This is a genomic window from Dickeya oryzae, assembly GCF_009372235.1.
GTDB lineage: Bacteria > Pseudomonadota > Gammaproteobacteria > Enterobacterales > Enterobacteriaceae > Dickeya > Dickeya oryzae.
Window position 1 is genome coordinate 84231 of record NZ_ML762921.1, and the last position, 20797, is coordinate 105027.

Annotated in this window: 20 protein-coding genes; 7 read left to right on the forward strand and 13 right to left on the reverse strand. The window is 52.9% G+C overall.

Annotated features, from left to right (window positions below; all coding sequences use genetic code 11):
- The first annotated feature begins 84 nt into the window (after nt 1-84).
- Nucleotides 85-1401: a polyamine export protein PaeA gene (gene paeA / locus FAZ14_RS05585; protein WP_038925802.1), complete on the forward strand. Its 1317-nt coding sequence runs from the start codon at nt 85-87 to the stop codon at nt 1399-1401.
- Between the two features lie 78 nt (nt 1402-1479).
- On the opposite strand, the gene FAZ14_RS05590 is transcribed toward paeA, so the two are convergent.
- The gene (locus FAZ14_RS05590; RefSeq protein WP_012885999.1) at nt 1480-1686 is read right to left on the reverse strand and encodes a DUF1107 domain-containing protein; all 207 of its coding nucleotides are present in this window, start codon (nt 1684-1686) and stop codon (nt 1480-1482) included.
- A 423-nt stretch (nt 1687-2109) separates the two neighbouring features.
- Entirely contained in the window at nt 2110-2850 is a 741-nt protein-coding gene (cysQ, locus tag FAZ14_RS05595; RefSeq protein WP_016940455.1) for a 3'(2'),5'-bisphosphate nucleotidase CysQ, read from the reverse strand.
- 241 nt (nt 2851-3091) lie between these two features.
- Between cysQ and FAZ14_RS05600 the strand changes: the two genes are divergently transcribed.
- Nucleotides 3092-5038 (forward strand): bifunctional 2',3'-cyclic-nucleotide 2'-phosphodiesterase/3'-nucleotidase, encoded by a 1947-nt coding sequence (locus tag FAZ14_RS05600; RefSeq protein WP_029456150.1) that lies wholly within the window; start codon nt 3092-3094, stop codon nt 5036-5038.
- Between the two features lie 138 nt (nt 5039-5176).
- Nucleotides 5177-5842 carry an iron-sulfur cluster repair protein YtfE gene (gene ytfE, locus FAZ14_RS05605; RefSeq protein ID WP_153508293.1) on the forward strand — a complete coding sequence of 222 codons (666 nt, stop codon included), beginning with the start codon at nt 5177-5179 and terminating at the stop codon, nt 5840-5842.
- A gap of 87 nt (nt 5843-5929) precedes the next feature.
- On the opposite strand, the gene FAZ14_RS05610 is transcribed toward ytfE, so the two are convergent.
- Together FAZ14_RS05610 and fklB are read right to left on the reverse strand one after the other, a co-directional pair.
- Nucleotides 5930-6298, reverse strand: a complete 369-nt coding sequence (locus FAZ14_RS05610; protein WP_016940458.1) for a DUF2502 domain-containing protein — start codon at nt 6296-6298, stop codon at nt 5930-5932.
- A gap of 317 nt (nt 6299-6615) precedes the next feature.
- Nucleotides 6616-7236, reverse strand: a complete 621-nt coding sequence (gene fklB, locus FAZ14_RS05615) for a BamJ family beta-barrel-assembly machinery protein (RefSeq protein WP_016940459.1) — start codon at nt 7234-7236, stop codon at nt 6616-6618.
- A 491-nt stretch (nt 7237-7727) separates the two neighbouring features.
- On the opposite strand from fklB, the gene FAZ14_RS05620 reads away from it, so the two are divergent.
- Complete coding sequence (locus FAZ14_RS05620) at nt 7728-8477, forward strand: LysM-like peptidoglycan-binding domain-containing protein (protein WP_153508188.1); 750 nt, start codon at nt 7728-7730, stop codon at nt 8475-8477.
- Here the strand turns inward: FAZ14_RS05620 and FAZ14_RS05625 are convergent.
- Nucleotides 8474-8833 carry a DUF488 domain-containing protein gene (locus FAZ14_RS05625; RefSeq protein ID WP_153508189.1) on the reverse strand — a complete coding sequence of 120 codons (360 nt, stop codon included), beginning with the start codon at nt 8831-8833 and terminating at the stop codon, nt 8474-8476. The genes FAZ14_RS05620 and FAZ14_RS05625 overlap by 4 nt on opposite strands.
- A 224-nt stretch (nt 8834-9057) precedes the next feature.
- Here FAZ14_RS05625 and FAZ14_RS05630 point away from each other — a divergent pair, with 224 nt between their 5' ends.
- Nucleotides 9058-9993 (forward strand): dihydrodipicolinate synthase family protein, encoded by a 936-nt coding sequence (locus FAZ14_RS05630; protein WP_206670626.1) that lies wholly within the window; start codon nt 9058-9060, stop codon nt 9991-9993.
- A 370-nt stretch (nt 9994-10363) separates the two neighbouring features.
- A complete protein-coding gene (locus FAZ14_RS05635) occupies nt 10364-11410 on the forward strand; it encodes a LacI family DNA-binding transcriptional regulator (RefSeq protein ID WP_016940463.1) in 1047 nt (348 codons plus the stop codon).
- Nucleotides 11411-11461: 51 nt separating this feature from the next.
- Here the strand turns inward: FAZ14_RS05635 and FAZ14_RS05640 are convergent, their stop codons facing one another.
- The 8 genes from FAZ14_RS05640 to yjfP all read right to left on the reverse strand — a co-directional run bounded on the left by FAZ14_RS05640 (nt 11462) and on the right by yjfP (nt 18554).
- Nucleotides 11462-13387, reverse strand: a complete 1926-nt coding sequence (locus FAZ14_RS05640) for a methyl-accepting chemotaxis protein (protein WP_420890246.1) — start codon at nt 13385-13387, stop codon at nt 11462-11464.
- Nucleotides 13388-13998: 611 nt separating this feature from the next.
- Nucleotides 13999-15381: an MFS transporter gene (locus FAZ14_RS05645; RefSeq protein WP_235914483.1), complete on the reverse strand. Its 1383-nt coding sequence runs from the start codon at nt 15379-15381 to the stop codon at nt 13999-14001.
- Between the two features lie 147 nt (nt 15382-15528).
- Nucleotides 15529-15720 carry a hypothetical protein gene (locus FAZ14_RS05650; protein ID WP_016940466.1) on the reverse strand — a complete coding sequence of 64 codons (192 nt, stop codon included), beginning with the start codon at nt 15718-15720 and terminating at the stop codon, nt 15529-15531.
- A 458-nt stretch (nt 15721-16178) separates the two neighbouring features.
- Nucleotides 16179-16628, reverse strand: a complete 450-nt coding sequence (gene rplI, locus FAZ14_RS05655; protein WP_016940467.1) for a 50S ribosomal protein L9 — start codon at nt 16626-16628, stop codon at nt 16179-16181.
- Between the two features lie 41 nt (nt 16629-16669).
- A complete protein-coding gene (rpsR, locus tag FAZ14_RS05660; RefSeq protein ID WP_000135199.1) occupies nt 16670-16897 on the reverse strand; it encodes a 30S ribosomal protein S18 in 228 nt (75 codons plus the stop codon).
- A gap of 4 nt (nt 16898-16901) precedes the next feature.
- A complete protein-coding gene (priB, locus tag FAZ14_RS05665) occupies nt 16902-17222 on the reverse strand; it encodes a primosomal replication protein N (RefSeq protein WP_012886013.1) in 321 nt (106 codons plus the stop codon).
- Between the two features lie 5 nt (nt 17223-17227).
- On the reverse strand, nt 17228-17620 hold the full coding sequence (gene rpsF / locus FAZ14_RS05670) for a 30S ribosomal protein S6 (RefSeq protein ID WP_016940468.1): 393 nt from the start codon (nt 17618-17620) through the stop codon (nt 17228-17230).
- Between the two features lie 184 nt (nt 17621-17804).
- Nucleotides 17805-18554 (reverse strand): esterase, encoded by a 750-nt coding sequence (gene yjfP, locus FAZ14_RS05675; RefSeq protein ID WP_016940469.1) that lies wholly within the window; start codon nt 18552-18554, stop codon nt 17805-17807.
- Between the two features lie 232 nt (nt 18555-18786).
- Here yjfP and FAZ14_RS05680 point away from each other — a divergent pair, with 232 nt between their 5' ends.
- Nucleotides 18787-20727, forward strand: coding sequence for a methyl-accepting chemotaxis protein (locus FAZ14_RS05680; RefSeq protein WP_153508192.1), 1941 nt, complete (start codon nt 18787-18789; stop codon nt 20725-20727).
- The last annotated feature ends 70 nt before the right edge of the window (nt 20728-20797 follow it).

Here is a 20797-nt window from a genome sequence, read left to right on the forward strand (position 1 = left end):
GCACCCGTTATTGCGGTGCCACAGCACCCATAATGTGATTCCCTTTCAGAGGTTCGCCGTCCGCGACGACTGTGCGAAAAAACTATGTTAAACAGTCTGTTAATTATTTTATGTCTTATCGCCATTAGTGCGTTTTTTTCCCTGTCGGAAATATCGCTGGCCGCTTCGCGCAAAATCAAACTGAAGCTGATGGCCGACGAAGGAGACCTGAATGCCGCGCTGGTACTAAAATTCCAGGAAACGCCGGGTATCTTCTTCACCGTGATTCAGATAGGCCTCAATGCGGTTGCTATCCTCGCCGGTATCATCGGCGACGCGGCGTTCTCCCCGTATTTCGAAATGCTGTTTACCCGCGTTCTGCCGCAAGACATGGTCGCCCGCGCCAGTTTTGTCTGTTCGTTTGTGCTGGTGACCAGCCTGTTCATCCTGTTTGGCGACCTGACACCAAAGCGCATTGGTATGATTGCCCCGGAAGCGATTGCCGTTCGGATCATCAACCCCATGCGCTTCTGTCTGTTGGTATTCCGCCCACTGGTGTGGCTGTTCAACGGTCTGGCGAACCTGATTTTCCGGCTGTTCAAATTGCCAATGGTGCGTAAAGAAGACATCACCCCGGATGATATCTATGCGGTGGTGGAAGCCGGAGCACTGGCCGGTGTGCTGCGCAAACAGGAACATGAGTTGATCGAAAACGTGTTCGAACTGGAGTCCCGTACCGTACCATCCTCCATGACCTCGCGTGAAAGCGTGGTCTATTTCGACTTGCACGAAGATGAAACGCAAATCAAAGAGAAAATCGCCCACCAGCCTCACTCCAAGTTTCTGGTGTGCAACGGCACTATCGACCAGATTGTCGGTTATGTGGACTCCAAAGATTTGCTGAACCGGGTGCTGGGGAACCAGAGTCTGGAGCTGACCAGCGGCGTCCAGATTCGCCCGGCGCTGATGGTACCGGATGCCCTGACGCTGTCAGAAGCGCTGGAAAGTTTCAAAACGGCAGGAGAAGATTTTGCCGTTATCCTCAACGAGTACGCATTAGTGGTAGGGATTATCACCCTCAACGATGTGATGACAACGCTGATGGGCGACCTGGTTGGACAAGGGATGGAGGAGCAAATTGTCGCCCGTGACGAGAACTCCTGGCTTGTCGAGGGGGGCACACCGATAGAAGACGTGATGCGCGCGCTGAGTATTGATGAGTTCCCTCACTCCGATAATTACGAAACCATCGGCGGGTTCATGATGTACACGCTACGCAAAATCCCCAAACGTACTGATTTTGTCCGTTACTCTGGATATAAATTTGAAGTGGTGGATATCGACAGCAACAAGATTGATCAGTTGCTGGTGACCCGGCTGGAAGAAAGGGTGACGGTGAACCCCGAAACGCCCCCGACCTAAGTCAGCCTTCACCGTTCAGTCGCTACCAATAACAACGGCCCGTCAAAGGGCCGTTTTCCTGTTGCTGGAGAGGGTTCGTCAACCCAATTCAGCCTGTAATTTCAGTACCTGACGGTTAACTTCAGACATGACCACCAGATGCTGTTTATCCTGCGTCTTGGGCAGCAGGATGCGCCCCTGATCAAATTCAAAAGCGCCAATCCCGTTAATGTAGAGCCTTCCACGAAACAGGATTTTCACATACTTGGCGACCTTCAGGGGATTGTAACGCTCGAAGATCCTCATCGTCTTCCTCTCCTCCCGTTTTTATTCACCACGCACCCCGTTTCTGATTCAGGCCGGAGATGTCCTGCGTGGCAATCATGCACTACTGATTAGTGTCTCTATTCTGTGGTTAGTTCCCGCAACCACAGCATTATTTATGGCATTTACATAATTTTACCGAATAGATTAATGCCACAAATTTTAAATCAGTATAAACCTTCAAGGTATTACCGTGTGTGCGGTATGCCGCGAACTCGGACACACCACCGCACTCGCGTTAACGGCCGCCAATCTACCGGGAAAATATGACCAAAAAACGACAGTACGTCGTGCGTCATGTTAAAGATGAAAACGTAAAGAAAGGTATCGCAGCAGGCGCGTTGGCTGCTGCGATATCAGCGGGAAGGATCAGGCTGGCACATCACGACCAGTAGAAAATATGCCTCAGAACAGCGATACGCGAAATCCGGGGTTCAGGAAGGACTCACGCGGCACATAGGAAAGCTCACGCCCCTGCCAGTCATGTACTTGTGCTCCGGCAGCCAGCGCCACCGCATGCCCGGCGGCGGTATCCCAGATATTCGTCGGTCCGAACCGCGGGTACAGTTGCGCTTTGCCTTCGGCAACCAGACAGAACTTCAGCGACGAACCGATAGAAACGGTCTGGTGTTCACCTAACTGGCGCAGATAATCATCCAGCTCCGCGTCGGCATGGGAACGGCTCACCACCACCAGCGGCGGCCGGGCGTCTTTCACCCGAATCGGACGACGCCCCCCCTGTTCCTCTTTCCAGGCATTGCCCTGTACGGCGGCATACATCACGCCCGTCACCGGCACATACACCACCCCCAGCACCGGTTTACCGTTATCAATCAACGCAATATTGACGGTAAACTCACCGTTGCGGTTAAGAAACTCCTTGGTCCCATCCAACGGGTCCACCAGCCAATAACGCTGCCAGTGCTGGCGTTCGGACCACGCCTGCGGGTCCTCTTCCGAGAGCATCGGGATAGTGGGGTGCAATTCCGCCAGCCCACGCGCAATCACCTTATGCGCCGCCAGGTCAGCCGCCGTCACCGGCGAATCATCTTTTTTATGCACTACATTGAGCGGCTGATGGCCGTTATATACCTGCATGATGGCCTCTCCCGCCTCACGCGCCAGTTGGCAGATCGGTTCTAACATCGTTTCACCTCGTTATCTGTACAGGCCATTGTTATGTCTGTCCCCGGCATTCTATCCTTTAATATACCCGTCATACTTCAAGTTGCAGGAAGTCGGGTATATGTCATGCTTCACACTTCGGACTGATATTTAACACTATATTCATCAAAATCTGCGATATAGATTCAGGCTTCGCCGCCAGGACGTCGGACAATGACCAGCGGCGTTGCCCTATTCATACCTCGTCACAGGAGCGACCTTTATGAAGCATAAGCTGGTGCTGAGCCTGCTTGCGATGGCTATCGCTACCGCTACCCAGGCGGCGACCGTCGATTTACGGGTGCTGGAAACCACCGATCTTCACAGCAATATGATGGACTATGACTACTATAAAGACAGCCCAACGGATAAATTCGGACTGGTCCGCACCGCCAGTTTAATTCAGGCTGCTCGCCAGCAGGCCATCAACAGTGTGCTGGTGGACAACGGCGATATTATTCAAGGCAGCCCTTTGGGTGACTACATTGCGGCCAAAGGATTACAAAAAGGCGATGTGCACCCGGTCTATCTGGCGATGAATACGCTGGATTACGCTGTCGGCAATATCGGCAACCACGAATTCAACTACGGGCTGGACTACCTGCACAAGGCCTTGTCTGGTGCCCACTTCCCTTATATCAACGCCAACGTACTGGATGCCAGTACCGGCAAACCACTGTTTACACCTTACCTGATCGAGAAGAAAACGGTGAAAGACCGTGACGGTAACCCCCATGAACTGCGCATTGGTTACATCGGTTTTGTCCCGCCACAAATCATGGTGTGGGACAAAGCCAACCTGAGCGGTAAAGTCACGGTGGCGGATATCACCGAAACCGCGAAAAAATGGATACCAGAGCTGCGTAAACAAGGGGCGGATGTGGTAATTGCTATCCCGCATTCCGGCCTGTCGGCTGAGCCGTACAAAGCGATGGCGGAAAACTCGGTCTACTACTTAAGCCAGATTCCCGGTATTGACGCCATTATGTTTGGTCACGCTCACGCCGTGTTCCCGAGCAAAGATTTTGCTGGCATCCACGGTGCCGATATCGCCAAAGGCACGCTGAATGGGGTTCCCGCTGTTATGCCCGGCCAGTGGGGCGATCACCTTGGGGTGGTCGATTTGGTCTTGAACAATGACAGTGGCCAGTGGAAAGTGACCGAAGGCAAAGCGGAAGCCCGCCCGATCTTCGACAAAGCCCAGAAGAAATCACTGGCGGCGGAGGATGCGCAACTGGTTAACGTACTGGCGGACGCCCACCAGAAAACCCGTGAATTTGTCAGCCAGCCTATCGGCCACTCTTCGGACAACATGTACAGCTACCTGTCGTTGATTCAGGACGACCCAACCGTACAGATAGTCAATAACGCGCAGAAAGCCTACGTCGAACACTTTATTCAGGGTGACCCGGATCTGGCGGACCTGCCGGTGCTCTCCGCCGCCGCGCCATTTAAGGCTGGCGGTCGCAAAAACGACCCGGCCAGCTATGTGGAAGTCGAAAAAGGCCAGTTGACCTTCCGTAACGCCGCCGATCTTTACCTCTACCCCAACACGCTGGTGGTAGTGAAAGTCAAAGGCGAGCAGGTACGGGAATGGCTGGAATGCTCCGCCGGTCAGTTCAATCAGATTGATGTGCATAAACGCGAGCCGCAATCGCTGATCAACTGGGAAGGGTTCCGCACCTACAATTTTGACGTGATTGACGGTGTCAGCTACCAGATAGATGTCACTCAGCCCGCCCGTTACGACGGCGAGTGCCAATTGATCAACGGTAATGCGCACCGCATAAAGGATCTGACCTTTAACGGCAAACCTATCGACCCACAGGCCACGTTCCTTGTCGCCACCAATAACTACCGCGCATATGGTGAAAAATTTGCCGGTACCGGTGAAAAACAAGTCGCGTTCGCCTCACCAGATGAAAACCGTGCGGTACTGGCTGCCTACATCAGCACTGAAACGAAAAAATCCGGAGAGGTGAAACCGTCGGCAGACAACAACTGGCGTCTGGCGAAGATTGTCAGCGATACACCGCTGGATATCCGGGTGGAAACCTCTCCATCGCCGAAAGCCGCTGCATTCATTAAGGAAAAATCGCAATACCCACTCACGCTGGTGGGCAATGATGATATCGGCTTCGCCGTGTATCGTCTGGATTTACAACACTAACCCGTCACCACACCGCGCCGACAGGCGCGGTGTTTTCATCGCCCTCTTTCTCCCAGTAATCCTTTTTAGGGATAGCTAATTTTTAAAGGTGCATTTAAAATGCATTTTATAAATAACACCATTCTGAGGGTACCCACCATGCACTACCGCGATCAATCATTAGGCGAGCTGGCCATTACCATCCCTCGCGCTACCGCACTGTTCCGTGAATTCAATCTCGATTTTTGTTGCGGCGGCAAACAAACGCTGCTGCGTGCTGCCACCAAGCGGGCGCTGGACATCGATATGCTCGAATCGCGTCTGGCCGACCTGTCGACACAGCCATCCACGGAAAAAGACTGGCAACAGGCCTCTCTTGGCGAAATGATTGTGCATATCATCAGCCGTTTCCATGATCGTCACCGTGCGCAGTTGCCGGAACTGATTCGGATGGCAGAGAAAGTCGAACGCGTACACCACGACAAGCCAGGCTGCCCGATTGGGCTGACGGCTCAACTGACGCTGATTCACGACGATCTGACACAGCATATGATGAAAGAAGAGCGGATCCTGTTCCCGATGATCCAGTCCGGTATGGGTGCCCAGGCCACTGGGCCGATTTCCGTCATGGAACATGAGCATGACGACGCCGGTCAACAGTTGGACGTGGTCAAAACCCTCACCAACAACGTGACCCCGCCGGTCGGCGCTTGTACTACCTGGCGTGCGCTATACACCGGTATCAATGAATTTATCGACGACCTGATGGAACATATCCATTTGGAAAATAATCAGTTGTTTCCACGGGCGCTAAAGGGCGAATAACCGCTGTTACCCGCCATGGTGCCGCTAAAAAAAACCGTGCCCTGTCAGAGCACGGTTTTTTATTTTAAGGTCGCTATCAATCACGGTTTACCAGCGCGGACCACCGTGATGAGGGCCGGGGCCCCATCCCCATCCTGGACCACGCGGCCCGGCAGGAACGACATAAACCGGCGGCGGAGGCGGTGCTTCTACCACCACAACTCGGCGTGGCGGCGGGGGCGGTGCATAGTCGTAATATTCGTAATAAACCTGGCGGGCATGGTGGTGGCGACGGGCGTACCAGCTATCCGGGTCACACCACCGATTACCGTCCCAGTAATAGCCACGAGTATCACGATCGCCGATGTGCAAAGACACACCCGGCAGCGACAGACTCAAGCTGTCAGCCTGTGCGGCAGGCATTGCCGACAGCAATAAGCCTGTCACGATGGCACCCAGTAAAAGTGGCTTAATCATATTGTTAACCTCTGATTCACCGCAACGCGGCGGATGAGTCACTTATACGGCGCGCTACCTTCAGTCGCTATCAGAAAATGGCTAAATAATGATAACTTCAGGAAAGCCATTCAGGTCTGGCACCGTTGACTGCAGACCAGTATAAAAAAAGAATCGTCAGCCCACCTTTACCAGGTGTATCCATCGGTTACACCATAGGGTATTGGCATACCGGCATGCGTCATGGGTGGAGAAAAAGCGCTGAGGTGGCGTCATTCACAGCGAACGCCTGCGAGGGGAGATCTGCCGGGTCACGACGTTCCCGGCAGAGAAAACACTTACAGGATTTCCAGCAGTTCCACTTCAAAAATCAGGGTACTGAACGGAGGAATGGACGCACCCGCGCCACGTTCGCCATACGCCAGATTCTGAGGGATATAGAGTTCCCACTTAGAACCAACCGGCATCAGTGTCAGCGCTTCGATCCAACCTGGGATCACGCCGCTAACCGGGAATTCAGCTGGCTGACCGCGCTGTACCGAACTGTCGAACACGGTGCCGTCAACCAGGCGGCCAGTGTAGTGAACCCGCACGCGATCCTGACGGGCCGGAATCGCGCCGTCGCCTTGAGTCAGGACACGGAACTGCAAACCGGACTCAGTGCTGCTCACCCCTTCTTTAGCGGCGTTAGCATCCAGAAAGCGCTGGCCTTCAGCTGCCAGTTCACGCTGACGTTCACGACGTACCGCATCCGCCCGCTCATGCACTTCACGCAACGCGCGATGTACCACATCAACCGGCACCGCAGGCGTTTTACCTTCCAGCGCATCGCACAGTCCTGCCAGCAGCGCATCGGGGATCAACCCCTCCAGACCGGATTCCTGCAGTTGTTGACCAATCTGCAGGCCAATGCCGTAGCTTGCCTGCGCTTCGACGCTGTCATAAGAAGGCGTTGTCATGAATGTTCCTTTAATCTAAAAAATATGAAAGTGCAGCATAGCAGTGAGTCGATTGAGGGTAAAACGTTCTGTCGTTATCTTGTTTCGCCGCCGCTCGACCTTGCGTCAAACCGTTCATGTTTACGGCATCAGTTTCCAATGACGGCGGCCTTAACTGGTTATCTGCCACCAATTACCGATATAATTATACCCAAAATAATTCGAGTTGCGGGACAGCACGCTCGCGTGTTGAACAACGCGATGCGTTGGCCCTTTAGGGCAAGGCTCGTTAGAGCCTTGTAACGCGGCAAGAGAGCGAATCCCGATGAGCTTACTCAAGTAAGTGACTCGGGTGAGCGACAAATCGGCATACGCCGATTTGAACGCTGCTTGCAGCGGCCCGAAGGGCGAGGCCCATTTATGGGCCGAGTAACGCAGCCAACACACCTGCAACTTGAAGTATGACGGGTATAGGCTGTTTTTACCTTTATACGGTTCTAAGAGAGGTCACCATGGGCAGAATCGCGCCCAGGAGAAAACAATCCCGGAGAGATCAATCCCGGAAAGAGCAATCCACCTGGAATCCCCTGACGTTATGGCAGTCTGGCCTGAACTGGCTGGCCCAGCGACGTCAACACAAGGCAATGCCAAGTGAACCGGAAGAACGTGCAGAGGAAGCCGTCGAGGTTTCCCCGGATCCTGCTCCACGCCACCCGCATCGCAGACGTTCATCCTGGCTGCGGAGAGTGTGGCACCTGCCGGATGATTTCAGCTGGATGGAACCGCTGCCCTATTTTCACCGTCGTTGTATTCTGATTCTGTTGTGCTTGCTGTTACTGGTACTGCTGTGGCCGACCCCACCCTCAGCACCCGCGCCGTCCCGTCAGGTGGAGGTGCCACTCAGCTCGCAGAGTGCGCCGATACAGGCGCAACTGGTGGACCCTAACGCTAACGCCACTGCCACCACCAACCAGACGTCGCGCCCGGCGACATCTGGTGCCCACTGGCAGTCCTACCAAATCGCCTCCGGTCAGACGCTGGCTCAGCTATTTCGTGACAATAACCTGCCCGTCAACGATGTGTTTGCTATGGCGCAAGTAGAGGGCCAGAGCAAGCCACTCAGCAACTTACGGGCCGGTCAAAATGTTCGCCTGCAACTCAATACGCAGGGGATGGTAAGCCAGCTTGAAATCGACACCCCGGATGGTCAGCAAGTCCAGTTCACCCGGCAGCAAGACGGCTCTTTTATCCGCATTCGCTAAGCGTCCACTTGCTCAACCAGAAAATCACGCAAGACCATGGCATGATTTCGCGGTGTATCCCGGCTGCCATAGAGCAGCGTTATCGGCTCGTTTTGGCGTAACCGCGTGATCAACGGTTGCCACGCGCTATGCTGACGGAGTTCTGCGCGGTACAGCCCAACGAAAGCATCCCACTCAACCGGGTTGGCATGATACCAGCGGCGCAATTCATGACTGGGTGCCACATCTTTAAGCCAGACAACGCCAGCCAGACGACTTTTCGCCACACCGCGCGGCCATAGCCTATCCACCAGAAATGCCGCCGATTCCATCGGCTGATGTACGTCATAGACGCGCATCAGGTGTATCAAGGCCATATCCCCCTCCTTCTGACTGAATTTATCCACCCGCTGATCATACTCGCGGGGTGGCGTCACGTCGTGCCTATCCACCACTAACCAATGATCCTCTGCTGAATAGATCCAATTTCTCGCAAATCCCTCTTGACAGGATCGGTCGCTTTGATAAAAACTGCAAACGTTCCCGCAAACGTTTTTGATAAATTACACTCGACAGTACCCTATAGAAAAAAGAGGACGTTATGAAAAACATCAATATCGATTTACGTGGTCTTAACCCAGCGCCAATCACCCCGTTCACCCGTGAAGGGGCCGTCGACTATGCGGCTTGTAAAAAACTAGGTAGTTGGCTGGCTAGCATCGACGGTGTGAAAAGCCTCACCGTGTTAGGGCATGCCGGGGAAGGCACCTTCCTGTCGCAAGACGAGCAAATGAAAGTGATTGAAGCCTTTGCCGAATCAGTAAACGGCGCGATTCCGATTATCGCAGGCATCACGCTGGAAGGGACCGCTGTCGCAGCAGAAGAAGCCAAGCGCGCTATCAAAGCCGGTGCATCGGCAGGGTTGCTGTACCCGTCCCACGGTTGGCTGCGTTTCGGTTATCAGAAAGGCGCACCGCAGGATAAATACCGCCATGTGTATGAAGAAAGTGGTCTGCCGCTCATTCTGTTCCAGTATCCCGATGCGACCAAATGTACTTACAATCTGGAAACGATGCTGGATATCGCGGCACAACCCGGCGTATTTGCCATGAAAAATGGGGTGAGAAACATGCGCCGCTGGGACACTGAAATTCCTGTCATCCGCCGCGAACGCCCTGACTTGCAAATCCTGAGTTGCCACGATGAATACCTGCTATCAACCGTATTCGATGTGGATGGCTTCCTGGTCGGTTATGGCAACATTGCTCCCGAACTGCTGGTTGAAATGATTAAAGCGGGTAAGGCGAAAGATTATGCCGCCGCACGCGCTATCCACGATCGCCTGCTTCCGGTGACGAAAAGCGTGTACCACCGTGGCTCTCACATGGAAGGTACAGTGGCATTGAAGCATGCGCTGGTCGCAAGAGGGATCCTGGATCATGCGACGGTTCGTTCCCCGTTAATGCCGCTGGAGCCAGGGGCTGCGGACGAAATCATGACGGCAGTCCGCATGGCGGAGCTTCCTCGCGTTGACTGATGCGTTTGACGCTCATCTCTACTATCAGCTCAACTATCAGGGTGCCCGCCTGCACAGGGTACGGGCACCCTGCCATTCTGACCTGACGTGCCCTGTTTGCGTGGCCTTGTACTTCCCTCCACCACATTTGCTCGCGTACCGACCGCCATACCCTGTCGGCACCGCGCCTTGATTCACGTCATAGCGCTATCTGCGGTGTATTACCAAAAATATAGCTAATTCACCGGTGCCACTACATAATAACAGCGTGCAAAACAAGCAATAAAACAGACACACTCCAGACGGCTGAGGGCATCCGGACAGCGTGGATAGCCTCAAATACCGGAGTTTTATCGGGGAGGCTCCCCTACTGACTACGACTAAGGATGACATGGACTCAAACGCATTTTCGCCACCTGGCACCAACCGGAAACTGAGCAATAAACCGGTCACCCTACAGGACGTGGCAACCGCGGCTGGCGTCAGCGTCTCTACTGTGTCGCGCGTACTGGACGAGCGTCTGCCTCCATCACGCAGTAAAGCCGCCCAACGGGTCAGAGAGGTCGCACAGGAGCTGGGGTACCGACGCGATATTATGGCATCCAGCCTGCGTCGTGGTGGCACCGGCACTATCGGCGTCCTGGTGCCGCGTTTAAGCGATATGGTAATGGCGCTTTTATACGAAGCCATTTTCCGCGCCGCAGAACGACACGGTTACTTCACTATCGTCGCCACGTGTGGTGATGACCCAGTACAGGAAAAGCAGGCGGCAGAATCGCTGCTTGACCGCCGGGTTGACGGTTTGATTCTGGCCACCAGCCGACTGGATGACCAGCTGCCTGCGGAATTACGCCAGCAGCAGATTCCCCATACACTGGTGTTGCGTACCGATGGCATTAGCCCTTCTGCTACAGGCAACGATGAGCAAGGGGGTTATCTGGCCACTCGTCATCTCATCGATTTAGGTCATCGGGATATCGGCCTGATTGCAGGCCCTAATTTCACCTCGGGGGCGCGTGATCGCCGTCTGGGATTTCAACGGGCGATGCAGGAAGCCGGGTTACCAATACGGCCCGAGTGGATCCGCGAGTCGGGTTTTGGGATTGAGTCCGGGGAACAACAAGGGCTGGAACTGCTCACACCGGCACATCGTCCCAGCGCCATTTTTGCGATCAATGATGATCTGGCGATAGGCGTGATGGCGGCAGCGCACCGTGTCGGCCTGACAATTGGTCAGGACCTGTCGCTGGTAGGGTATAACGATATTCCGCTGGTAGCGCGCCTGCCGGTGCCGCTCTCATCAGTCCACGTGCCGCTGGATCATGTCGCCTCGCTGGCCGTTGACCTTTTGCTTTCCCCTCCACAAGGCGCTAACACCATCAGTCGGGTTATCCCAAGCCTGATTCCACGCAGCTCCAGCGCGCCATTCAAACGCTGAGCAATGCGCAATGGCCGCTCTGTTCATCAGAGCGGCCTGCTCCCACCGTATTTAGGATAACAGCCGGTGTGGTGATACCAGCGCTGACGGGTGACCGTAGCCGTTCTCCTCAGACGTAACGGCACCTTCAGGCAAACGGAAGACCGCAACCAATTCAGCCAGACGCGATACTTGCTCTTCCAGTGCATGAGCCGCAGAAGACGATTCACTGACCATGGCGGCGTTTTGCTGGATGGTCGAATCCATTTCTGTCACCGCACTGCCGATCTGCGAAATACCACGGCTCTGCTCATCAGAGGCCACCGCAATCTCACCCATCAGGTTGTTGACCGAGTTGACCGACCCCACGATTTCATCCATCGTCGTGCCGGCTTTCGTCACCAGATTCGCCCCGACATCCACACGGGAAACCGACTCGGAAATCAGCGCTTCGATCTCTTTGGCCGCCTGAGAACTACGTTGCGCCAGGCTACGCACTTCGCTGGCGACGACCGCAAACCCGCGGCCTTGTTCCCCGGCTCGGGCAGCTTCCACCGCGGCGTTCAACGCCAGAATATTGGTCTGAAACGCGATGCTGTTGATGACCGATGTGATATCAGAAATCTTTTTAGAACTACCGGAAATCTCGGACATGGTGCTGACTACTCGCCGGATAATATCGCCCCCCTGATTAGCAATATCTGACGCCTTACCGGTAATCTGACTGGCATGGCGGGCGTTATCGGCATTATTTTTCACCGTTGAGGTCAACTGCTCCATACTGGCGGCCGTTTCCACAATCATGCTGGACTGCTGCTCCGTCCTTGCCGACAGGTCGTTATTGCCAGCGCTGATTGCATTCGATGCCCCGGCGACGCGATTAACGCTGTGAAGAATGTCCGCCACCAGCTTGCGCAGCCGCACTGTCATATCCATCATGGCATGCGTCAGCATCCCCAACTCGTCATTACGTTCAATCTTCACCGACATGGATAAATCACCATCCGCGATGGCTTCCGCCAGTTTCAGATTCGACATAATAGGCTGGGTTATCTGGCGGGTTATCGCCCAGGAAATCAGCAAGCCAAACAGTACCGCAATCCCCCCAAGGGTTGTCATCTGCAAGACTGAGCTGTTGATGATGGCGCTATTTTTTGCATCAATACTCCCGACGATGCTGGCAATATCCGCCGTGAGCTTATCCCCCGTCGCCCGGAATTTTACATCTGTGGACTTCAGGCTGGTCAGGTTATCGAAATATTGTTTGCCCGCACGGCCATAATTGTCGATATAGGCAGCGGTATCCGTCAGCCGGGCTTTGCGTTCACTATCAAGCGCGCTGGCAAAATCATCAAGCGCGCTGGCAAAATCGTTATACGCCTTTGTGGCTTCATCGTAAGAACGCTGCTGCGCTTTCGAGGCATCTGCACTGCCTGTCCGTTGCAGTATCTGCGTACTGTTAGCCAGCTTGACAATGGCCAGCAACATGGCGTCACGCTTTGCCAGCAACGCAGTTTCATCAGGCTTCAACGTTATGCTACCCAGAGCCTGAGCCAGTTGATTCCCGCTACCAAGCGCATCAATAGCATTATTGGTCTCTTTTACTTTATTTAGTGCTGCTTTCTCGGTATCCAGATCCTGCCAGTACTGTTTCATATCCTGATCCAGACTGTTCAGATAGCCAGAATATTCATCTCCCCACGACAGTGACTTGGTTTTATTTATACTCTCGACAATCTGATTATTATAATTCACCAGATTATTGAGATTCGTGTCATCAAAAGAAAAGAAATATTTGATTCTCGCTATCTTAGACTGATCAAGGTAATGATTCATATCATTCATGATCGATGTCTTGATATAAAGATCTCGAATAGTGAAAAATCGCGTCGCTGCAAACCCTGAGGCGATAATCACTAAAATAAGCACTATCGAGAAACCGCCGTATAGCTTGTGAGACACCTTCATTTTATTCATTATTCTATTAGCCAACCCCATATGATCCCCACCCTTGACGGAAAGAAAAACCACAACACATTGTTACAGTATCGGTACGGATTGTGAGACGTTAACGATGATGTCATTATTTTGTCTGACACACGACAAATTGATAATTTTAACGCCAGGAAACGTTAAAATGTGACGCACACCACGAACAAGTTACCACTTATAATTATAGATTAATCTGTTTCGGTCGAACCTCACACCGCCATAACCTCCTGATAAAACAGTACCACTGACAATATCGAGATTAATCGCTTAAAAACAAATAATCCACACACATGATTAAATAAAAATCCGTTTCATCTTAGCCGCAATAGAAAACTGACAACGTGATGCATAAAATCGGTGGGTTTCTCTATATCCCCTGACCTATCCTCACGTCGTGCGTGTATGGGTTACGTGACTCAGCCATTTCATCGTTTCAGGCTTAACGTGCCAGTATGTAACATGGTTTAACTCGTCCCCGTATTATTTAATAATACATAAATAATTACGCTTCATATTGTTTTCCCGGCGGAGGAAACCATCATCTGAAATATCACTGCCTGTGATTATTTAATACTTGCCCCACATTCGCAGGGCAAGCCAGCCACAGGCTGTCACCGCTATGGTGATAGCTCCTCCAGAACCTTGCCTTTTGTTTCAATAGCATATCGCAGCGTTACCACACCCCCAATCAGGGCGATTAAGGCGAATGCGACAAACACGTAGCGAATGCCAAAATCACTGACAATAACGCCTACCAAAATAGGGCCAACGGCAGAGCCCGCACGCAACCAGGCACTGCCCAATCCGGTGCCGATAGCACGTAGCCGGGTTGGATAAAGTTCGGAAGAATAGAGGTAGAGAGAAAACGTGATGGTTTGCAATATGCCGTACCCCACCGTGGCACAGATCAAAATCTGTATTGGGCTGGTCGCTCCTAATACGGTCAGTGTAGTCAGCGGAATAATTGCCAATAAAAAAGCAGCAGCATACCAGCGTCTGCGTCCGACTTTATCAATAAACAACGCACAGATTATCGAGGCCAGCACACCAAATGCCGATGTTATCCAACCGTAAGCCAGCGCCGTTTCGATGGGCAGTCCAAAAACCTTTTTATACAGCGTAGGCAACCAGGTCACCAAACCATTATTGATGGTATAGCCACACACCCATAACGCCCAGATAGTCAATGTTCGCTTGCAGTAAATACCCGAGAACAGCTCACGCCACCCTTGTGAGGCTGCGGTTTTATCCGCCGTCTGGCGAATAACCGGTTCTGCTAGCGAGCCACCGTGGCGAATCACCTCGTCCTCCAGTTTTTTCACCACCGCATCGGCTTCAGACAAGCGCCCTTTTGAAGCCAGCCAGCGTGGTGACTCGGGCATAAACCAGCGTAAAGGCACCGTAATGATGGAAGGAATCAACCCCACGATAAACATGGCCTTCCAGCCATAAATCGGCACCAGAAAGTACCCGGCTATCCCGGCAAACATCATGCCTATCGGAAAGATCACTTCATATAACAGAAAGAAACGTCCACGTTTTTTCGCTCCAACGAATTCGTTGATATAAGAACTGGCGACCGGAACTTCAGCCCCAATGCCCACACCTTGCAGGAAACGAAATACCATCATGGATGTACCGCTCCAGGCGAATAGGCAGGATGCATCCATAATAACAAACAGAATAATCGTGATTTTTAATACGCCAAGGCGGCCAATTTTTTCTGCCAGAGAACCAAAAAATACAGCACCGAACAATTGCCCGACATAACTGGCCGCAATAATCATTCCGATATCTGTCGCATTGAGCCCCCATTCCGCAGCCAGTTGCGGCATGGCGAACGCGATTGCCAGTACGGTATAAGCATCAAAGAATGTGGAAAGCCCCACGACTACACGAATCGTCATTAACTGGCGGGTGATCGGCATCCGTTCAAGGCGGGCCACCAATTCAGCCTGTGTGGTGCCACCAGGAACGACAGTGCTGATGACACCACTCATGGTGCCGACACTCATGTCATGTGTTGACATACGTTTTTCTCCAGAAAGGCTAGTGAGGATGTGCTGTTGCTTGACCAATCAGGGGGTTTTCTTCGTCTTCCCGCCTACCGGTATGTTCAGCACGCAGTAACAGTCACAGAGGCTATTTCACCGCCCGATAACCGCCGGTGTTACCTGTTGCACTCCCCGTTGCCGCAACGTATGCCCGCCCACACCCCCTTGTGCTCTGCCACACAGTGCGTTAACGCGTAATACATGACGCGCCCCATTGGCATCACCGCCCTTTCCCGTAGACGGACTGCGGTAGCGCTGCCCCGCCGTTATCATGATTTTTTTCATAGCGTCCTCTTTTCTCGATGTAGGGTACTTTTAATAAATTATGTAAAACGTTTGCAGGAACGTTTGCATATTTTTCTAATGAAGGGATTATGGGTGTCAAGAAAACGATGAAAATTTCGACAGGGAGTGTGACGACTCTCTATGCCTGATACTTATTCGATCGCAGGATCTCGGGCAGAAGGCATATATGCGAATTGCATCACAGAAAGTTTATTAATTGAGAGATGTTGAAGAAAAAGAGGGAATAATTCATTAATTATCAAATAAATAAAAAATCACTGCATACCCACGGTATGGGTAGCGATCACTGATGTCTGGCTGCTGGAGAAGTGTCTGCTACAGGATCCAAACACCAGGATCACCTCTCGCAGGATCACGCTATAAAATGGAGCACCTGAAATGCAAAACGCTGGCACAAGGCCAGCGTTTTACGTGTCGCGATGAAGCGGAGTAAAAAATTACTCAGCAACAACCACAACGTTCAGCTTAGCGAATACGTCGCTGTGCAGCTGGAAGCTCACTTCGTGCTCGCCCAGTGTGCGCAGAACGCCGTTCGGCAGACGAACTTCGCTTTTCGCTACTTCAACACCGGCAGCAGTCACCGCATCAGCGATGTCGCGAGTACCGATAGAACCGAACAGTTTACCTTCGTCACCCGCTTTAGAAGCGATGGTTACGGAAGCCAATGCGTTGACTTTCTCAGCGCGAGCTTCAGCAGCAGCCAGAACGTCAGCCAGTTTAGCTTCCAGTTCAGCGCGACGGGCTTCGAAGAACTCAACGTTTTTCTTGGTTGCCGGCACAGCTTTGCCCTGCGGAACCAGGAAGTTACGAGCGTAGCCCGCTTTAACGTTAACCTGATCACCCAGGCTGCCCAGGTTTGCTACTTTATCAAGCAGAATAACTTGCATTACCTTATCCTCTCAAAGTCTCGTTAATGGACAGTGGCCGATTACTGATGACGATCAGTGTACGGCAACAAAGACAGGTAGCGCGCACGCTTGATAGCGCGGGCCAGCTGACGCTGGTATTTTGCACGGGTGCCGGTGATACGGCTCGGTACAATTTTACCACTTTCAGTGATGTAGTTTTTCAGCGTTGCGATGTCTTTATAGTCAATCTCTTGAACGCCTTCCGCGGTGAAACGGCAGAACTTGCGACGACGGAAATAACGTGCCATTTGGCTAGTCTCCAGAATCAATCAATTCAATCTGCTCGGCATGCAGCACCAACTTACTGAGGCCATTGCGCCCTTGGTGGCAACTAATGAACCCCTGAACTCTGAGTTGCATACCGACCGTTATACTGTGGGTAAATGCCTGTGACGGATGTCCACTGACAATCACGGGCATACGGCACCATGCTTGTCGGCTGAGTCCGGCTTCTTCCTGCACTGAGCGGTGCTCAAGCACAAACTGGCAGTGAGGAATACCTGACGGACTGACTTTTCGAATGGGTGTCTTGCACACCGTGCCTGACAACACCAGCCGATTGGCCGTCACCACAACAATTACTCTTCAGAATCCCCAACTTCAGCATCATCATCAGCTTCAGCGTATTCGTCACGACGCTCACGGCGTTCGTCTTTCGCTTTCACCATCGGAGATGCTTCAGTTACCGCGTGCTTAACGCGCATAACCATGCTGCGGATAACGGCGTCGTTGAAGCGGAAGTTAGTTTCCAGCTCATCGATCACTTCCTGCGGGGCTTCAACGTTCATCAGAACGTAGTGAGCTTTGTGCAGTTTGTTGATCGGGTAAGCCAGCTGACGGCGGCCCCAGTCTTCCAGACGGTGGATCTTGCCTTCCGCTGCTGTGATAGCACCGGTGTAACGCTCGATCATGCCCGGAACCTGTTCGCTCTGGTCAGGATGAACCATAAAAACGATTTCGTAATGACGCATCGAATTGCTCCTTACGGATTATTCAGCCTCCTGTCAGGGTCAGCCGCGGCCCATGGAAGCAAGGAACGTGTTGTGTGTACGGCTGAAAAAATGACGCGTAATTATAATGACGCCCTCATGGGAAAACAAGCGATATTGCCAGTCAGCACGACAAAGAGAAAAACAGCGCAGCCAAAGGGGAAAATCAGAGCGAGCGCACGAAGAAATCCGCCCCGGCCTGCAAAGCAGTCGGGGTAATCTTGTGGCCAATGCCGACCTCCGTCAGGTAGGTCACCTGCTGACTGGCGTTGCAAGCGTTCAGTTCCCGGTACAAGCGTTCGCTCTGCGATGCCGGAACCAGCTCATCAGCCAGGCCATGCCAGAGCAGGAGCGGCCGGTCGGATACCTTATCCAACTGATGCCCCACATCATACGGTGCCACACGTTCCGCCAACGCCTGTAACTGCGCCTGCGCTCCCGGTTCATCCGGTGTCACCGGTGGAAACAGCATCTGCGATAACGACGAAAAATAGCCAGCGCCCATAAAGCAGGCCGCCGATTTCAACCAGGGGTATTGCGTCATCGCCGCCAGCGCCGTCATGCCGCCCATCGACGCACCACAAATCCCGACTCTGTCGCCATCAATCAACCCCTGTTCGCGACACCAGGCCAGATAGCGGGGCAATTCCTGCACATTCGTCAGTAATATGTCCCAGAAACAACGCCAACGTCGCGCCTCATCGCCGTCAAAACGCCCGCCATGCATCAGCGCATCCGGCGCGATAACCCGAAAGCCAGCCTTCGCCAGCGCGTAGGCAAAATACGAGTAAACTTCTTTAGAGGAGGTATAGCCATGAAAGAAGAAAATGGTGGGTAAAGGCCGCGTCCTGCCGCCAGAAGGAAAGGCATGCAGCACCTCGATGCCTGAAACATCCTCGTTTCCCATTTCTACCATTATCGTCTCCTTTTCTTCATTGATTAACAGGTAAAACCGTCAGGAACGCCTACAATTATTTCGTATACCATTTAACCGCTGGCAACACTCAATACATATAAAGACAGATCGCAATGATCTTGGTCAAATTAGTTACAAAAGTACCGATTGATGTAAAATTTCGCACTTTTTTGCCGTTAACGGCAGTAATCAATTCCCAATCACGTCTCATACCATACTAAAGAGAATTATCATGCAGCTTGCTTTTAGACGCTGGAGCCTCGGTGTCAAACTTTCGGTCATTGCCTCCCTGAGTGTGGCTGTGCTGTTTATTACATTCAGCCTCAGTCTGACGCGCTCAGCCGGTGAGAAACTGGAATCATTGACAATGCATGACATGGAAAGTCAGGTTACGGGTATTACCGATATGATAGCCCTGTACGACGCCAGCCTGCAGTCAGGTGTCGACAGCTATACCAATCTGTTTGCCAGCTTTCTACCTTCTCGTTTTAACGTTGATAATCAGGCCCGCCTGCCTGTCGGTGGGACAACGGCCCCGACACTGAAATCCGGCGATACCGTTCTTAACATGAACACCGCCGTTACCGACGACTTTCTCAGTCGTACTGGTGCGATTTCCACCATTTTCGTACGCGATGGTGACGACTTCGTGCGTATCACCACCTCGTTAAAGAAGGAAGACGGCTCACGGGCCATCGGCACTAAACTGGACCGCGCCAGCCCGGCATTCGCGCCCGTTTCCAGCAACAAATCGTTCAGTGGACTGGCGGTGCTCTTCGGCAAACAATATATCACCCAATACAAACCGGTCACCGACGCCAGCGGTAACGTTATCGCCATTCTGTTCGTGGGGATTGATATCAGCAAAGAGTTTGCCCTGATGCAAAAACGCATCCTGGATAAACGCATCGGCGATAGCGGTCATTTTATTGCGCTCAGCACCGCGGGTGCGACGGCGGGCAACTATCTGGTTCATCCAACGCTCAGCGGACAAAAGCCAAACTGGTCTGGCGACACCCTGCAACAGGTGCTGAAGAATGACAGTGGCAGGCTGGAATACGAAGACAGCAGCCTGAGCGGCGATGATCGCACCCAGGTGATGGTGTATCACAGCGTGCCGCAATGGAAATGGGTTGTCGTCGGCACCATTAGCAAGGCCAGTCTGTTGGCGGAAATCAATGCCATCCGCAATGTGTTCCTGGCCGGTGGTATTGCGCTGGTAGTGCTGTTTGCCGTGTTCTTCGTCTACCTCACCCGTCGCTGGCTAAGTCGGCCACTGGACGAGGTGGTCAAAGTCGCAGAGCAGTTCGCGGCTGGGAATCTGCAAGCCACTCTCACCACCCAGAGCCAGGATGAAGTGGGTCGGCTGGTCGATGCCATCAACGGCATGGGGCATGGCCTGACCCGGCTGGTATCTCAGGTACGCGACGCCGCTGAAGAGATCGTCGTCGGTACGGATGTGCTGGCCGAAGACAGCGGCAACATCAGCGAGCAAATTTCCCGTCAGGCCAGCAGTGTGGAAGAAACCTCCGCCACCATGGAACAACTGGCATCGACGGTAAAACAGAATGCCGACAACGTTTCTACCGTCAAAGGTCTGGCAGCACAAAGCGCCAGCGCCGCCCAAAATGGCAGCAAAACGGTCACCGACTCGGTGGAGACAATGAGCGAAATCAAACGCTCATCGCAGAAAATTGCCGACATCACCACCACCATCCAGTCGATCGCCTTTCAGACCAACATTCTGGCGCTCAACGCCGCCGTCGAAGCCTCACGCGCCGGCGAACACGGTAAAGGCTTCGCGGTGGTCGCCGCCGAAGTACGCTCGCTGGCCCAGCGTAGCTCTTCAGCGGTAAAAGAAATCGAAGCATTGATTGCCGAATCACTGCATCAGGTCGAAACCGGTTACCGCTTCTCGGAAAAAACCCGTGCAGCGATGGATGACTTACTGCAACGTATTCAGCAGGTCAGCACCATCATCAGCGATATTGATATCGCCTCACATGAGCAGGCTCTGGGCATCGAGCAGGTCAATGTAGCTATCAATCAGATAGGGCAGGCTATCCACCAGAACGCCTCGTTGGTACAAAACTCGGAAAGCACGGCTCAAGGGCTACGTGAGAAAGGCCACCACTTGAGCGATGTGGTCAGCGTATTCCGCATTCATCACTGATGCTGTCATGACCTTCGCCGCTGACCGGCGAAGGTCACTTCACTCCTGCTGCGTTTACACGTCAACACAC

Excerpts from the sequence above, each read along its gene's own strand:
- FAZ14_RS05620 (WP_153508188.1), top strand. The coding sequence starts at position 7,728 with ATGGGCAGAATCGCGCCCAGGAGAAAACAATCCCGGAGAGATCAATCC.
- FAZ14_RS05625 (WP_153508189.1), bottom strand. The coding sequence starts at position 8,833 with ATGGCCTTGATACACCTGATGCGCGTCTATGACGTACATCAGCCGATG.
- FAZ14_RS05645 (WP_235914483.1), bottom strand. The coding sequence starts at position 15,381 with ATGAGTGGTGTCATCAGCACTGTCGTTCCTGGTGGCACCACACAGGCT.
- rpsF (WP_016940468.1), bottom strand. The coding sequence starts at position 17,620 with ATGCGTCATTACGAAATCGTTTTTATGGTTCATCCTGACCAGAGCGAA.
- FAZ14_RS05610 (WP_016940458.1), bottom strand. The coding sequence starts at position 6,298 with ATGATTAAGCCACTTTTACTGGGTGCCATCGTGACAGGCTTATTGCTG.
- cysQ (WP_016940455.1), bottom strand. The coding sequence starts at position 2,850 with ATGTTAGAACCGATCTGCCAACTGGCGCGTGAGGCGGGAGAGGCCATC.
- rpsR (WP_000135199.1), bottom strand. The coding sequence starts at position 16,897 with ATGGCACGTTATTTCCGTCGTCGCAAGTTCTGCCGTTTCACCGCGGAA.
- FAZ14_RS05640 (WP_420890246.1), bottom strand. The coding sequence starts at position 13,387 with ATGGGGTTGGCTAATAGAATAATGAATAAAATGAAGGTGTCTCACAAG.
- FAZ14_RS05680 (WP_153508192.1), top strand. The coding sequence starts at position 18,787 with ATGCAGCTTGCTTTTAGACGCTGGAGCCTCGGTGTCAAACTTTCGGTC.
- rplI (WP_016940467.1), bottom strand. The coding sequence starts at position 16,628 with ATGCAAGTTATTCTGCTTGATAAAGTAGCAAACCTGGGCAGCCTGGGT.
- FAZ14_RS05635 (WP_016940463.1), top strand. The coding sequence starts at position 10,364 with ATGGACTCAAACGCATTTTCGCCACCTGGCACCAACCGGAAACTGAGC.
- FAZ14_RS05590 (WP_012885999.1), bottom strand. The coding sequence starts at position 1,686 with ATGAGGATCTTCGAGCGTTACAATCCCCTGAAGGTCGCCAAGTATGTG.
- paeA (WP_038925802.1), top strand. The coding sequence starts at position 85 with ATGTTAAACAGTCTGTTAATTATTTTATGTCTTATCGCCATTAGTGCG.
- FAZ14_RS05600 (WP_029456150.1), top strand. The coding sequence starts at position 3,092 with ATGAAGCATAAGCTGGTGCTGAGCCTGCTTGCGATGGCTATCGCTACC.
- ytfE (WP_153508293.1), top strand. The coding sequence starts at position 5,177 with ATGCACTACCGCGATCAATCATTAGGCGAGCTGGCCATTACCATCCCT.
- fklB (WP_016940459.1), bottom strand. The coding sequence starts at position 7,236 with ATGACAACGCCTTCTTATGACAGCGTCGAAGCGCAGGCAAGCTACGGC.
- FAZ14_RS05630 (WP_206670626.1), top strand. The coding sequence starts at position 9,058 with ATGAAAAACATCAATATCGATTTACGTGGTCTTAACCCAGCGCCAATC.
- yjfP (WP_016940469.1), bottom strand. The coding sequence starts at position 18,554 with ATGGTAGAAATGGGAAACGAGGATGTTTCAGGCATCGAGGTGCTGCAT.
- FAZ14_RS05650 (WP_016940466.1), bottom strand. The coding sequence starts at position 15,720 with ATGAAAAAAATCATGATAACGGCGGGGCAGCGCTACCGCAGTCCGTCT.